This is a genomic window from Hahella ganghwensis DSM 17046 (assembly GCF_000376785.1).
GTDB classification, from domain to species: Bacteria; Pseudomonadota; Gammaproteobacteria; order Pseudomonadales; family Oleiphilaceae; genus Hahella; species Hahella ganghwensis.
Genome location: NZ_AQXX01000103.1, coordinates 1 through 14,389 on the forward strand (window position 1 = coordinate 1; position 14,389 = coordinate 14,389).

Genomic DNA, 14,389 nt, shown 5'->3' on the forward strand with positions numbered 1-14,389 from the left:
AGAGCCGAGTTTCTTCGCGTCGCTGATCCAGCGTCGAACCAGATTGGCATTGAGCCCGTTATCCAGAGCGATGGCAGAAACAGAGACCCCCGGCTGTTGGCAGGCAGCAATAATCTTAGCTTTAAATTCTGCGGAATATTGGCGACGTTTTCTGGAGGAGCGAGGTGCGCTTATGACAATCATAACAAGTGTCCACTAAAAAATAAGTGGACACTATCCAGTCAGTTGGTAGCGCGCTCAAGATGGGGTTACCGGACGCTTACATCGATTGTTCTATCGAGGAAGGTTGGTGGAACACCTGAAAGCGAGTGAGAGAATAATCCCACATCAAAAGGTCTTTCTAGTGCTAGAGAGTCAAAGGACAACAGGACCACTTCTATGCCAGGGATAGCCTGCAGCTTATTGGCAAAAAGGGGTTTCTTATCGACGGCTGTGATGTGGCGAAACCAAGGTACAAGCATTCGTGTGAGTCGACCATCGCCCGCACCAAGATCCAGCAAATGCAATTTACCGGGGTCACTCAATTGCTTCAGGAGATACTCGGCTGTCTTTCCTTTACCGTTGGTTCTGGCAGAATACCTTTTAAAAAGACACTCGAAGCTCTGTTGCTGGCGAATAGGCCGATTCCCCCAAATATCCCTATGGGTAAGAATGTATCAATACACATTATCGCCTGATCAAAAATTAGAAAAGGCCGGCTTTATTCGAACTGATCTATTCATCACCGGGATTTGCATCCACCATGGCAACGATTACTTGGCCCGATAGATGATTCCCGGATTGCAGTGCACCATTTCATACTTATCCGGCAGACCACTGAGCGACTCAGACGCGCCCAACACCAGATAACCACCCGGCTTCAATGCGGCATGCATGCGTTTGAGAATATCCAGCTTTGATTCTGCGGAGAAGTATATCAGCACATTACGGCAGAAGATGATGTCGAATTTCCCCAAAAGGCTGTAAGAATCCATCAGATTTAATGAGCGAAACTCCACCCCCCGGCAGATTTCCGGTTTCACTTTCCATGAACCATCCGGTGTTTTGGTGAAATAGGTATTCATCCTCTCTTTTGAGAGCCCGCGACCAATAGCGAGCATTTCATACTCGGCTTTTCGGGCCGTGGCCAGCACGCTTGCTGAAATATCAGTGGCCACGATACTTAAGGGAACTCTGGCCGCGCCCAGATTGCGGCGCTTGAATTCGTCGTAAACCATCGAAATGGAGTATGGCTCCTGGCCTGTGGAGCATGCCGCAGACCAGAGCCTGATCTGAGACATTCCTTTATTACTCAGCAGCTCAGGCAGGATCTTTTCTTCCAGTATCCGGAACGGGTGGACATCACGAAACCAGAGCGTTTCGTTCGTTGTCATGGCGTCAACAACGGCCTCCCTCAGAGGATTCCGAATCGACCGGTTCATCTTGTCGACCAACTCTCCGACGGTGGCGATACTTTCATCGGCCATGATGCGACGCAGGCGGCTTTGCACCAGGTATTGCTTATTGTCGCCCAGTACAATGCCGCAAGCTTTTCTCAGAAAGTCCCGAAATTTATCGTAATCGGTATTATTAAGCAGAGCGAATACTTCCTTTACCGGAATAAAAACACACAGATGATCGATCAACCGCCACTACGGGCTGCATCAACATCCTTCAAAATGGTTGATATTCTTTGCGCCAGTTCGTCAGGATTGAACTTGGCCATAAAATCATCCGCCCCGACCTTGGCGACCATGGCTTTGTTAAACACACCACTCAAGGAAGTGTGCAGCATGATATAGAGATCCTTCAGGTCAGGGTCATTCTTGCATTGAGAGGTCAGCGTATAACCATCCATTTCCGGCATTTCCACATCAGAGATCATCAAACTGATGTGGTCTCTGATCCGGCTGCCGTCAGCGACAAGGGATTTTAGATATTCATGCGCCTGCTTGCCATCATTTTTCGTTACAACATCCACACCGATCGCTTCCATACAATGCACAATCTGGCGTCGGGCGACAGTGGAATCATCCACTACCAGCACCCGATATTCCTGCGCTCTTGAATGTACTTCCGGATCGATGTACTCAGAGTCCACGGTGTCTCTTGAGGGAGCAACTTCCGCCAGAATTTTCTCCACATCGATCACCTCGATCATCCGATCTTCCAACCGGGTCACCGCTGTCAGATAGTTATCCTTTCCTGCCCCCTTGGGTGGCGGGTGCATCTCTTCCCAGTTCAGATTCACAATGCGCTCCACCCCGCTGACCAGGAATCCCTGAGTCTTGCGGTTGTACTCGGTGATTATCACAAAGGAATTATTAATTTCATTCTCGGGAACAGGTTTTTGTCCGGTCGCGAGCCCCATATCCATGATGGGGATAGTTTCGCCCCGAATATGTGCCACACCCCGCACCACTGGATGCCGCTGCGGCATCATCGTGAGTTTGGGGCACTGCAAGACCTCTTTCACCTTGAATACATTGATACCGTATACCTGGTCGCCCTGTAAGCGAAATAAGAGCAATTCCAGACGGTTTTGGCCGACCAGCTGTGTGCGTTGATTAACGCTATCTAAAACCCCGGACATAAAGATGCTCCACCTTCAATGAAAATTCTACGGCACGCGTATTGCATTCATTCTTGTAAAACAGCATTTGAATGCCAAAAAACGCCAAAAATTTGACCCCGGTTGCGGGCTCCGAAGCTTTACTAAGCATAGGACAAAAAATGAAATTTCGCATAGCCACTATTTTTTCGGTGACCATTTTTTTCGGCTCAGTACAGGTGCAGGCTTCAGGAATACCTAAAACCCAATCTTTTCCGGTCTGGCAGCAGCAGATTTCAGTGGCTGTGGACGAATTTATGTCCTCCTGGTCAACCCAGGCCAGAATAAGCCAGCAAACCGACATTGAATACAGCATAGGCTCACTGGATTCACGGCTCAACTTCCCTCCGTGCCAGCAAACACCGACCGTGGAAAGCAACAGAGAGGCACGAGCAGGCAAACTGACGGTGAAAGTCTCCTGCGAGACGGGAAAACGCTGGAGCCTTTACGTCCCTTTAGAAATCAGGCGGATGCATCCGGTGGTCTTTCTCAGTAACACATTACCTCGGATGGCAAGCATCAGTCAGGGTGACCTGACATTGAAAAAGGCCAATATCGATGAGCTGGGATATGGCTACTTCACTACCCTTGAAGATGCCGCTGGAATGATTGCCCGACGCACTCTCAATGCCGGCGAGCCGCTAGCCCCCAATCAGGTGTCCCCCCCGAAGCTGGTAAATAAAGGGGATGCCGTATTGATAGAAGCAAGTAACGACTCAATCAGTGTTAAAATGCCGGGGCTGGCGATGGCAGACGGACGCAAGGGCCAGCAGATTCCGGTCAAGAATACGCAGTCACAGCGCCTGATCAGAGCCAAAGTGGTGGCTAACGGACTGGTCAAGGTTCCCCTGTAGTCGCCCGGATGAGCGCTTTAGCCCACCGAGTGAGACAATGAGCGTTTAAAGCAAAAAAATGCTAAAGTTTTATCTGAACGGGCCGATAAAATTATCAAGCAGATTTATAAATTCATGATTTAAGAGTGCAAGTCCATGAATATCAAAGGAGTAGGCTCTCCCCCGGTCAACGATCTCAAGGCCAGGGAAAGTTTAAAAAATACAGAGAAGCCTGCGGAGAATCCGCAACAGGCGAAAGCTGATGCCCCCGCGACAAGCAAGAGCGGTGAAACTGTGCAATTAAGCTCAGAAGCCCAGGGTATCCGCAAAATCGAGCAAGAGCTGGCCAAGCTTCCTGAAGTGGATAATGAACGCGTTGCTAAAATCAAGCAGGCACTGGAAGACGGCAGTTATAGTGTAAACTCACGCAGTGTGGCAGAGAAATTGCTTGGTTTAGACCAGGAATTCTGAAAAGCACTGCGAGGGCGATATGTCCGCTGACCTGAAAATATTCTCTGACTTGTTGAGAAAAAATCTCGATACACTCATCCAACTTGACGACCTTCTTGCGCAAGAACGTGCTTCACTGGAACGCAACCAGATGGAGGAGTTGGATGAGCTGCTTGAAAAGAAAAAACCCCTTCTCCTGCAAATCCAGAACAACGCCCGCGAGCGGACTGACTGGATCAAAAACACCAAACTTCCCAAAAAACGCCTGTTCAAGCTTCTCGAAGAAAAAGCCCCTCCAGTAATGATGCTGTTTAGGGACTGCGAACAGCGGTTGCTGGATATCAAACAAAAGAATGAAGTCAACGGCCAGATCATTGCTCGCTCCCAGCAACGAGTCGTCCGTCTGATGCAGATTATTCGGGGACAAAGCCAACAAGCACAGCTTTATGGTAAGAACGGTGCAGCAGATGCCTACGGTGGCAAACAGTCGTTGGCGCAAGCGTAAACGGTCAAATATTCGTTCTTTTGAGGCGGCATTCAAATGCCGCCTACGCGACAATTCTCACCGTATAGCGGAAATAATTTACCTGTTAATATCCTCTTTCATTACCCCAACCCTCCTCTGAATCTCTCCCAATATCCCTAACTTCGATAAGAATTCTTGATCATAACGACTCACGAGCGCTCACCGATGAGCACAATTCTCCTTTGCATCCGACATGAGGTTTATCAAAGTTGAGAGCGGCAAAATGAGAATACGGGAAGGGAGTAAAGGTCAGGCAACAGAAAAGTAAAAGGAGAGGTAAACCTCTCCTTTTCATTAGGATCAGAGGACAGCCAGCTTTAGTCGGTCGCCCGATTGTGAATCAGGTCATCCACCACCGACGGATCAGCCAGGGTTGAAGTATCTCCCAGGGCATCCGTTTCGTTCGCGGCAATTTTTCTCAAAATCCTGCGCATGATCTTACCGGACCGGGTTTTCGGCAGACCGGGAGCAAACTGGATCACGTCCGGGGTGGCAATGGGTCCAATCTCATTGCGCACCGTCTGCTTAAGCTCGGTCAGCAGCTCATCTGAGCCATCATAACCAACGGTCAGAGTGACATAGGCATAGATCCCCTGTCCTTTCACATCATGCGGAAAACCAACCACAGCGGCTTCAGCGACGGCATCATGCTCAACCAGCGCACTTTCCACTTCGGCTGTACCCAGACGATGTCCGGAGACATTCAATACGTCATCGACCCTTCCGGTAATCCAGTAATAGCCGTCTTCGTCCCGACGCGCACCATCTCCGGTAAAATAGGTTCCGGGATAAGTGGAGAAATAGGTCTGGATAAACCGCTCATGATCTCCATAGACGGTTCTCATCTGCCCAGGCCAGCTATCCAGCATCACCAGATTGCCTTCAGTCGCACCTTCCAGACGATTGCCTTCGTTATCGACCAGCGCTGGCTTCACACCGAAAAACGGTCGAGTGGCAGATCCTGGCTTCAATTCAGTCGCGCCGGGAAGCGGTGTAATCAGAATGCCCCCGGTTTCCGTTTGCCACCAGGTATCAACGATGGGACAACGCTTATCACCGACCACATCGTAGTACCAATCCCAGGCCTCCGGATTTATGGGTTCACCCACAGTGCCTAACAGTTTCAAGGTAGACCGGGAAGATTTCTTCACCGGATCGTCACCCAATCTCATCAGAGCACGAATGACAGTCGGCGCGGTATAGAAAATATTAACCTTGTGCTTATCGACCACTTGCCAGCAGCGGGACGCATCAGGGTAATTGGGCACCCCTTCAAACATCAGTGTGATCGCACCATTGGCCAGCGGACCGTACACAATATAGCTGTGGCCGGTTATCCAGCCCACATCCGCCGTACACCAGTATATATCGCCTTCTTTGTAGTCAAAGACATACTGATGAGTCATGGAAGCGTAAACCATGTACCCGCCGGTGGTGTGCAATACCCCCTTGGGCTTTCCGGTAGAACCTGAAGTGTAAAGGATAAACAGAGGATCCTCGGCAGACATTTCTTCCGGCACACACTCTGCTGGCATATTTGCCACTGCCTCGTGATACCAGAGATCGCGACCGTATTCCCAGTTCACATCATTACCGGTACGCTTGACCACTAACACCTTATCTACAGCTTCACCGACACCTTCCACAATCTTGACCGCAGCATCGACATTTTTCTTCAGAGGTACGATTCTGCCACCCCTGACACCTTCATCAGCCGTAATTACAAAGCGGGATTTACAATCTTCAATCCTGCCTGCCAGGGCTTCAGGAGAGAAACCTCCAAACACAACTGAATGAGGAGCACCTATTCGAGTACAGGCCAGCATCGCCACGGCTGCTTCGGGCACCATGGGCATGTAAATTGTGACCACATCACCTTTTCTCACACCCATCTCTTTCAGGGCGTTGGCGCATTTGCATACCTGATCATAAAGCTGCTGATAAGTGATGGTGGCATCCTGATCCGGCTCATCGCCTTCCCAGATGATGGCCGTCTGGTCTGCACGGTGAGGCAGATGGCGATCGAGGCAGTTATAACTGGCGTTCAAGGTGCCGTCATGGAACCATTTGATATGCAGGTCATTCTGATCGTAGCTGACATCTTTGACCTGGGTATAAGGTTTTATCCAGTCAATTCTGGTGCCATGCTGACGCCAGAAATTCTCCGGATCTTCCACGGACTCCTGATACATCCGCTGATAAGTGGCATCGTCTGCCCAAGCCTGATTAGCAATATCTTGAGGTACGGGGTGTTTTGCGTGTGTACTCATCTCTCCCTCTCTCTTTGTTGTGATTCTTATACGTATTTATAACTATTTTTCGTCCTAGTGTAGCCCGCGAAACACATAAATGGTTGCATATAATACTAAGGGAGAAGTCGGACCATTGTCAGCAGGCGTAGGTTAATCTTCCTCAATGTCCTTTGTGGGCCGAGTTTAAACTCTTCCAAAGACCACCCTGATCCCCCATAATGCCAGCCCTTTACCATCCTGTACCGGCATGGACCGGGTTAGCAGGAACTATACCTGTTCAATTTTCTAATCAGGACCAATCACTTACAGATGTTATTCAAAAACGCCATTATTTACCGGTTTACCAAAGCCATACCCTGGCCCGAGGATGATCTTGCCGCCGCCCTGGAAGAGCACAGTTTTACTCCCTGTCAGGCTAATGATACCTATCGTCTGGGCTGGGTTGCCCCCGCACCACTGATCAGTGACGAACTGGTGTATAAAAACGGCCGTTATCTGCTGCTGACGCTGAAAAAGGAAGAGAAAATCCTTCCGGCCAGTGTCATCAAGGAAGAGATTGAAGAAAGAGCGCAGGAAATCGAAGCGCGTGAACAACGCAAGCTGCGCAAGAAGGAAAAGCAGGAACTCAAGGAGCAGGTGGTCGCTGTACTGCTGCCCAAGGCTTTCACCCGATCCAAGCGAGTGTCAGCCTATATTGACCTGGAAGACGGCGTATTGGTCGTCGATACCTCATCCGGGACCAAAGCAGATGAATTCACCTCCTTCCTGCGCCAGACTATGGGCACACTGCCGATTCGTTTCATCGCACTGAACGAAGCACCGGCTGTTCACTTCTCCAACTGGGTGCAGACGGACAATTCGCCTACCCCATTTGTGATGGGTGATCATTGCGAGTTACGCTCTGGCGACGGCACTGATACCGTGATCCGCTGCAAAGGTACAGAATCTTTGACAGACGTGATTTCCAGCCACATTGACGCCGGTATGCAGGTCACTCAACTTTCCCTTGAATGGGATGAAAAAATCAGTCTGGTGGCCGTTGATGATTTCCAGCTCAAGCGCATCAAGTATCTTGACACTTTCCAGGAAAAACTGAGCGAAGGTGGTGAAGAGGAAGCCGCAGCACGGTTTGAAGCGGACTTCAGCCTGATGACTATGGAGTTTTCCAAACTGATTACGGACCTAACCTCAGCCCTGGGTGGCGAGGATATGTCCGCGGTTGTTCAGGACTGAGCAATCATTACACGGGGCGCACTATTTGCGCCCCGTTAACACTCTCAAACGTTCAGCCTGCCATTCATCAGGCGTATTCAGTGGCAGCCTTAATGCCATCACTTCTTCCTCATCATCATACCGAATAGCAAATCCCAATTTCTGAGCCAATGCCAGCATAGGCCGGTTTTCCGGCAGCACACTACCGATCATTTCAATTGTGCCCCGCTCGGTGCAGTACTCAATAATTTTTCTCATCATGACCCAACCAAGCCGCTCACCTTTTAAATCGTCTCGAACAATAATGGCAAACTCAGAGAACAGGTTGTCCGGATCAGTCCAGGCCCTGACAATCCCCAAAGCCTCCTCAGAGCCATCATCATTCTGCGCCATTGCAACGAAAGCCATTTCCCGGTCGTAATCTATCTGCAGCATCTGCACCATTTCATCGTGGCTGAAGCTCTTGCGGTAGTGAAAATAACGATAGCGAATTGATTCCGGCGATAATCGGGAGTGGAAATCAATCTGATTAGGCTCGTCTTCTCCTCGGACTGGCCGTAACTCCACCTTACGCTTGGATTTGGGCAGCAGTATCCATTCCCTCAATTCCTGTGGATAAGGGAGAATCGCCGGTTTCATGGGCTCACCCAATTCCGCGGTGGCATTCACCGCCACCGCACCAGACCGGTCAAAATACAGCGGCAGAATCTCAAGTGTCTTGATTTCCGGGATATCCATGGTGATCTGAGACAACAGGACCAGGGTTTCACATACCTTGTTGATATCCTGCTCCGGGCGATAACTGAAATCCAGCAGGAGCTTGTACATATAGGTCTGACTGAGAAGATCTCTTGCCAAAACCATGTTCAATGGCGGCAAGGCCACGCGCCGGTCCGCCACAACATTAATTGTCGCCCCACTGGCTCCACAGAACATCAGCGGCCCAAACACCGGGCCACGTGTTACACCCAGACTGAACCCGACACCGCCCACAGACTGAAAACTCGGGTGGACTGCAAATCCCATATAACCGCTCTCAGGAAAATGCTCCCGATAGCTCTTCAGTAGAAACTGACAGGATTCGCGAATCGATTTTTCCTCCACGAGCCCTTTCACTCTGCCACGAATCCGTCCCCTTCCGGTATTTTCCATCGCAAAAGGTTTGCAGGCCTCTTCGTGAAGAATCCGGACATCCACGGGGACATTCAATTCCCCGGCGATTTCCACTACCTGCTCCTCAGTATCGCAATAATGGGCTTCCAGCATAGGGACACCATATGCCTGCAGCAGGTCGCGAACTTCTTCGTTCGTCAGGATTCTCCTGCCTGAACCATAAATAGCCTGAATTGGCTTCCTGGCCCTGGTTCGGTCAATTTGTGGATCCGTATAGGACTCAGGAGTTTCTCGCAAAACACGCTGGCTGCGCTGGTGGTTCACCCTATGCATGAAAGATTTCACCGCCTTGTCCGGCGTTGAGAATGTCGGTACGCCTCGATCAAAAAAAGCGTCTCTGGCATCCTGCACAGTGCTGTGCCCCAGCCAGCAAGTAAAAATATTCAAGTGAGTCCTGGCCGAAAATTGGATGATCGCGTCCGCCACCTGAAGACTATCCTCGGTCAGCGATGGTGCGAACAGCACCAGCACATTGGAGACATGAGGGTCACGACTGAGGATTCCCAATACCTGCTCATACAGCAGTGGTCCGGCATCATAATTGAGATCTATCGGGTTTTTGCGTGTCCAGTAAGGCGGCAGCAGTTGGGCCAATTCACTGACGGTCTCTGGGGACAGTGTCCCCAGTTCGCCTTTCAGTGACGCCAGCCTATCCACCGCCAGCACACCCGGCCCAGTGCCATTGGTAATGATATGCAGAGGTTCACCCCGAACGGTTTTCATGCGAGTCAGAGTTTCCAGAGCATCAAACATCTCGTCACTGCCGTTAACCCTGAGCACACCGGCCCGCCTTAGCACCGCATCATAGATTTTGTCGCCATCCACAATGCCCGGCGGCAATGCCATAGGCGTCCACTGTGATGCAGGAGTGCGACCACTTTTAACCGCAATCACCGGTTTACCCCGTGACACTGCCCGTACCGCCGAGATAAAGCGGCGTAGCGAAGTGATATTCTCGATGTGCAACAAAATTGCCTTCGTTTTGCGGTCCTGCGCCAGATAATCGCTCAGATCATCCAGATCGATATCTATACTGTCCCCCAGCGTGGTGAGATAAGAAAACCCAATACCACGGCTAAAGGCCCAGTCAATAATACCGCTGGCAAGAGTCCCCGATTGACCGATATAGGCAATTTTCCCAGGCAGAATACCCATGTGCATGTATGTGGCGTTGATGTTGTTGTGCGGCACCATAATACCAATGGTTTCCGGCCCGAGTACGCGGATACCGGTTTCCTTTGCCACTTCCTGCACCGAATACATTAACGGCCGACCGCTACGGCTATGGGTTCTGGAAAGACCACCTGTCAGAATCATCGCTGTCTTCACACGCTTCTGCGCCAGTTGCCTGACCAGCATGGGGACGGTTTCCGGCGGCGTACAGATGATGGCCAGATCAGGCCTGAAAGGAAGCTGGCCGACTTTCTTTACGCAGCGAATCCCATGAATATCGTGGTAACCTCGTTCATTCACCACCACCAGTTGCCCGTCATAATCCGTTGACATCAGATTACGCAGCACCATTCCTCCCAAACTATCGGATCGCTCCGAAGCGCCGAGAATAGCAATGGATTTTGGCTTTAAAAGCGCTTCAAGATGCCTGGTACTCAAGCGTATTCTCCTATTCGGAAGAATCTTTTAATTCTCCCGTATTCTTTGTAATTGGTGTTAACTGCCGTCATTACCTAAATTTATAACGCTAGAATGAACAAACTACTGACCGAAGTCAGCCCATCATGGTATTTATGTGATGATTTTGGTGTTTTTCTAACGGGCCACGATCAATTAGACTAGTCCTATAGACAAGGATTATAACAACGATGAGTACAGCATTTTTCTACCATCAGGACTGCACCCTTCATGACATGGGGAGTGGTCACCCGGAAAGCCCAGCCCGGATAGAAGCGATTCGCGAACGCCTGGAACACGCGGGAATGCTGAGTGAAATGCAGCAGTTCCAACCCAGTGAAGCTGATCGCAAATACATTACCAACGTCCATCCGGACCTCTACGTCAGACAGTTGGAAGAAATGGATCCCGGTAAAGGCCGGATCATGGTGGACCCGGACACGGCACTGATGAAAGATTCCATTCGTGCTGCTTATCTGGCTGCCGGAGCCGCCGTCGAATCCACTGACGCGGTCATGTCCGGTCAGGTGGATACAGCCTTCTGTGCCGTTCGACCACCAGGTCATCATGCCGAGCGCAGTAAAACCATGGGCTTCTGCTTTTTCAATAACATTGCTATTGCCGCCCATCATGCGATGAGCTTTCATGACCTTGAGCGAATAGCGATCATTGATTTCGACGTCCACCAGGGCAACGGAACCATCGATATTTTCCAGGATGATCCCAGAGTCCTGGTGTGCTCAAGTTTTGAATATCCACTTTATCCCTACAGCCATCACAATGTGGACCGTCCCAATATTATCAACTCCCCGCTGGAAGCCCACTCAAAAGGCCTGCAATTCCGAAGAACGGTGGAAAGAGACTGGTTTGCCAGACTGCAGGAACACAGACCTCAGTTGATACTGATCTCCGCCGGATTTGATGCCCATAAGGACGACCCATTGGCCCATCTGGAGTTTGAGGAAAAAGACTACCGCTGGGTCACCCGCATGATCATGGATGTTGCCCGCATGTACAGTAACGGCAGAGTGGTTTCGATGCTGGAGGGAGGGTATAACCTGAAAGCGTTGGCCGCCAGTGTTGAATCACACCTGGAAGGATTGACCGGAAACTGAGTACCGCAGGGCACCTCCCCTGCGGCCTCATTGCGTTGATGCAGTATGTCGGCAGTTAACAGTAACTAAACTGCCCGAGATCTCAGACGAGAGATTTTTCCAGCACTTCATCCCTGATGCCATCCCAACCGCCTTTGACTTCTTTAAGAAGACCGGCAACCTCGTCAAGAATAGCAACGTCATTTTTCAGATTGGCTTCAAATAAGCGACGTTCGATATATTCATACAGCGAGGACAGACTTTCAGCCAGCTCCCCTCCCTGCTCCATATCCAGAAACTCGCGAAGACCACCGACAATTTCGACAGCCTTGTTGATCAGGCGATTCTTGCCCTCATAATTCTTGGCCTGAATCTGCCCTTTCGCGGTGGAAATACGCTCCAGAGCTCCCTCAAACAGTAACTGGATCAAGCGATGATTATCCGCATCGACAATACTTGTCTGGCGATTAACGCTCTGATATTGGTGAAGTGCGTTCATTTGCATCAACCTCGTGTACTTCAGGGACTTTTATAAAAGCCCGATTAATTATCAGAATTACTTGTACCAGCCAACGAAGCCAGCTGGGCCGTGATAAAATCCTGGGTGTTATTAAGCTGCGAAATAATAATATCGGCAGCCGTAAACTGCTTCGCCAGCCTTTCGGTCAGACTGTTGATTCTCGCATCGAGCTTGTCTCTTTCTTCCTGAATATTGGTCAGCTCAGTATTCAACCGGTTTTCAGTCGATGTCAGTATTCCGTTGACGCCGATGAACCCGGTAATCACATCCACCAGTTGATCACCAACACCTTCAATATAGGTGACCGTGCCTCTATCGCCAGTTGCTGATCCGGATACTTTTACTACGATTCCGTCAGCACTACCGCCCTCATCAGCCGTCAACAGCTGCCCTGAGCCAGTGGCCGCTTCACCATTGATGGTGCCTTCAACATCCAGGCCGTCAGTACCAGTGGCAACATCAATTCCCAGGGTGGCCGCACTGTTGGTATCAGCAGAAGTGATCTCAATCGTTGAATCGCTGCCATAGGTGGAAGAATTGAAAACCAGCTGATTGCTGGCATCCAGCGATACCACCACAGAAACACCAGCTGCCGACAATGCAGAATCTGCATTAAGCTGCGCCTGAATTTCTGTTACCAGGTCTTCATTACTATACCCGATAGCATCCTGGGTCAGCGTGATGGTACCAGACTCAACACCGTCCACTTTGATGACAAACTCATCATTGTTCGCATCAACCACCGTACTGCCACCCAAGGCAACACTGCCGACCAATTCTGCCTGGGTCGCCGCCTGGGTAATGTTGATATCGTAGCTTCCGACCTCGGTATTGATACCGGCCCGGATATAATCCACCTGCGAATCACTGGTACGGCCCTGATCAGCAAACAATGCCGCCACATCATCACTGTAGTCCTTCAGCTTGGACTGAAATACAGAAGAATCAAAAAGAAGCTGACCGTTATCTTCGTCAGTACTGATCCCAACTTCGGCAAGGCTACGGACATTGGCGTTTTCAAGACCCGGAATGATCGAATACAGCACGTTTCTTAGTTGTGAAGAAACAGTCCTGACAGAAGACTCGCCCAACAAAACGCCCGCGACCTGAGTCTCGGTATCATAGGCGGTGGTTTCTTTAATAATCTCTTGTAGTGCGTTGTACTTATCAACCAGATCCTGAACTTTTTCAGTAATGGCCTCAAAGTCCCTTTCCACTTTTACCGTCGCCAGACTTCCGCCGGTTTCGGCTGTAAAATCGAAAGTAACCCCGTCCAGGACATCATCGACGGAATTCGTGGAGCGGGTAATGCTGATACCGTTAAGCGTAAACGCCAGGTCTTCCGCAGCAATGTCTTCCGACAGATTCTGGGTCGTGCCGTTGAATACCAGTTGTGATAATCCAGAGGTATCGGTGTCATTGCCGTCATCGTCAGTGACATTGATTTCAATACTGTTATCAGCGCCAGTCTCGTCAGAACTCAGACTCAGCTGATATCCGCTACCTGTATTGATCACCGTAGCCGTCACACCAAGCGAGGACTGGCTGTTGATCTCATCCGCAATTCCCTGCAGGGCGCTGTTACTACTATCAATTGTGATATCTTTGGTGACACCGGCCACCGTGATAGATAAAGTCCCGGTACCGACAGCTGTGGTGTCATCATCGGCAAATACACCTGAATTCAACGTGTGTGCCGTTGCCAGGTTGGTGACATCGATCTGATAATTGCCTAGCTTGGCGCTGCCACCTGCCGTCGCCGTGACCGCCGAGTTTGACGAAGTCACTTTGGCAGATGTCATCAGACTTGAGTTGGCAAGAAATCGTGCTGACAACCGTAAATCAGTAACCGCACTTTTAAGACGGGAAATTTCAGAAAGCTTGGCGCTTGCAACTTCTTCCTTGGCGTCAAGGCGCTTCTCTGTGGGTTCACGCTCGGCATTGGCAAGCTTATCGATAAGATCGCTTGTCAAAACCCCTGAACCGATACCAATAGAAGAAACATTTGCCATAAACTTTCGCCTCGCAGCGCTCGCAGTGTTTATTTCCGACTAATTGATCGTCTCTCCAGAAACAAACGCCAACATTATTGTACGATCACATGTTCTTT

At 50.2% G+C, this 14,389-nt stretch carries 13 protein-coding genes; 6 read left to right on the forward strand and 7 right to left on the reverse strand.

Annotated elements, in window-relative coordinates:
* A partial coding sequence (locus F566_RS0110170) for a transposase (protein ID WP_020405105.1) occupies window positions 1-183 on the reverse strand: 183 nt, incomplete at its 3' end.
* A gap of 254 nt (window positions 184-437) precedes the next feature.
* On the opposite strand from F566_RS0110170, the gene F566_RS36885 reads away from it, so the two are divergent.
* Window positions 438-677 (forward strand): hypothetical protein, encoded by a 240-nt coding sequence (locus F566_RS36885; protein WP_020406886.1) that lies wholly within the window; start codon window positions 438-440, stop codon window positions 675-677.
* Between the two features lie 75 nt (window positions 678-752).
* Here the strand turns inward: F566_RS36885 and F566_RS0110175 are convergent, their stop codons facing one another.
* Together F566_RS0110175 and F566_RS0110180 are read right to left on the reverse strand one after the other, a co-directional pair.
* Window positions 753-1,625: a CheR family methyltransferase gene (locus tag F566_RS0110175; RefSeq protein ID WP_020406887.1), complete on the reverse strand. Its 873-nt coding sequence runs from the start codon at window positions 1,623-1,625 to the stop codon at window positions 753-755.
* A complete protein-coding gene (locus F566_RS0110180) occupies window positions 1,622-2,572 on the reverse strand; it encodes a chemotaxis protein CheV (protein WP_020406888.1) in 951 nt (316 codons plus the stop codon). Before F566_RS0110180 ends, F566_RS0110175 begins: the two co-directional genes overlap by 4 nt.
* Before the next feature lie 140 nt (window positions 2,573-2,712).
* Here F566_RS0110180 and flgA point away from each other — a divergent pair, with 140 nt between their 5' ends.
* From flgA to F566_RS0110195, 3 genes are all read left to right on the forward strand, one after another.
* Window positions 2,713-3,444 (forward strand): flagellar basal body P-ring formation chaperone FlgA, encoded by a 732-nt coding sequence (gene flgA / locus F566_RS32540; protein WP_020406889.1) that lies wholly within the window; start codon window positions 2,713-2,715, stop codon window positions 3,442-3,444.
* A gap of 135 nt (window positions 3,445-3,579) precedes the next feature.
* Entirely contained in the window at window positions 3,580-3,894 is a 315-nt protein-coding gene (gene flgM, locus F566_RS0110190) for a flagellar biosynthesis anti-sigma factor FlgM (protein WP_020406890.1), read from the forward strand.
* Between the two features lie 19 nt (window positions 3,895-3,913).
* The gene (locus tag F566_RS0110195) at window positions 3,914-4,378 is read left to right on the forward strand and encodes a flagella synthesis protein FlgN (RefSeq protein WP_020406891.1); all 465 of its coding nucleotides are present in this window, start codon (window positions 3,914-3,916) and stop codon (window positions 4,376-4,378) included.
* Window positions 4,379-4,716: 338 nt separating this feature from the next.
* Here F566_RS0110195 and acs read toward each other — a convergent pair whose 3' ends face one another.
* Window positions 4,717-6,669, reverse strand: a complete 1,953-nt coding sequence (acs, locus tag F566_RS0110200) for an acetate--CoA ligase (RefSeq protein WP_020406892.1) — start codon at window positions 6,667-6,669, stop codon at window positions 4,717-4,719.
* A gap of 291 nt (window positions 6,670-6,960) precedes the next feature.
* Here acs and rdgC point away from each other — a divergent pair, with 291 nt between their 5' ends.
* On the forward strand, window positions 6,961-7,884 hold the full coding sequence (gene rdgC, locus F566_RS0110205) for a recombination-associated protein RdgC (RefSeq protein ID WP_020406893.1): 924 nt from the start codon (window positions 6,961-6,963) through the stop codon (window positions 7,882-7,884).
* A 21-nt stretch (window positions 7,885-7,905) separates the two neighbouring features.
* Here the strand turns inward: rdgC and F566_RS0110210 are convergent, their stop codons facing one another.
* A complete protein-coding gene (locus tag F566_RS0110210; protein ID WP_020406894.1) occupies window positions 7,906-10,647 on the reverse strand; it encodes a bifunctional acetate--CoA ligase family protein/GNAT family N-acetyltransferase in 2,742 nt (913 codons plus the stop codon).
* Window positions 10,648-10,856: 209 nt separating this feature from the next.
* Here F566_RS0110210 and F566_RS0110215 point away from each other — a divergent pair, with 209 nt between their 5' ends.
* Window positions 10,857-11,780, forward strand: a complete 924-nt coding sequence (locus tag F566_RS0110215) for a histone deacetylase family protein (protein WP_020406895.1) — start codon at window positions 10,857-10,859, stop codon at window positions 11,778-11,780.
* 82 nt (window positions 11,781-11,862) lie between these two features.
* Here F566_RS0110215 and fliS read toward each other — a convergent pair whose 3' ends face one another.
* Entirely contained in the window at window positions 11,863-12,258 is a 396-nt protein-coding gene (gene fliS / locus F566_RS0110220; protein ID WP_020406896.1) for a flagellar export chaperone FliS, read from the reverse strand.
* A gap of 44 nt (window positions 12,259-12,302) precedes the next feature.
* Complete coding sequence (gene fliD, locus F566_RS0110225; RefSeq protein WP_020406897.1) at window positions 12,303-14,291, reverse strand: flagellar filament capping protein FliD; 1,989 nt, start codon at window positions 14,289-14,291, stop codon at window positions 12,303-12,305.
* Between the last annotated feature and the right edge of the window lie 98 nt (window positions 14,292-14,389).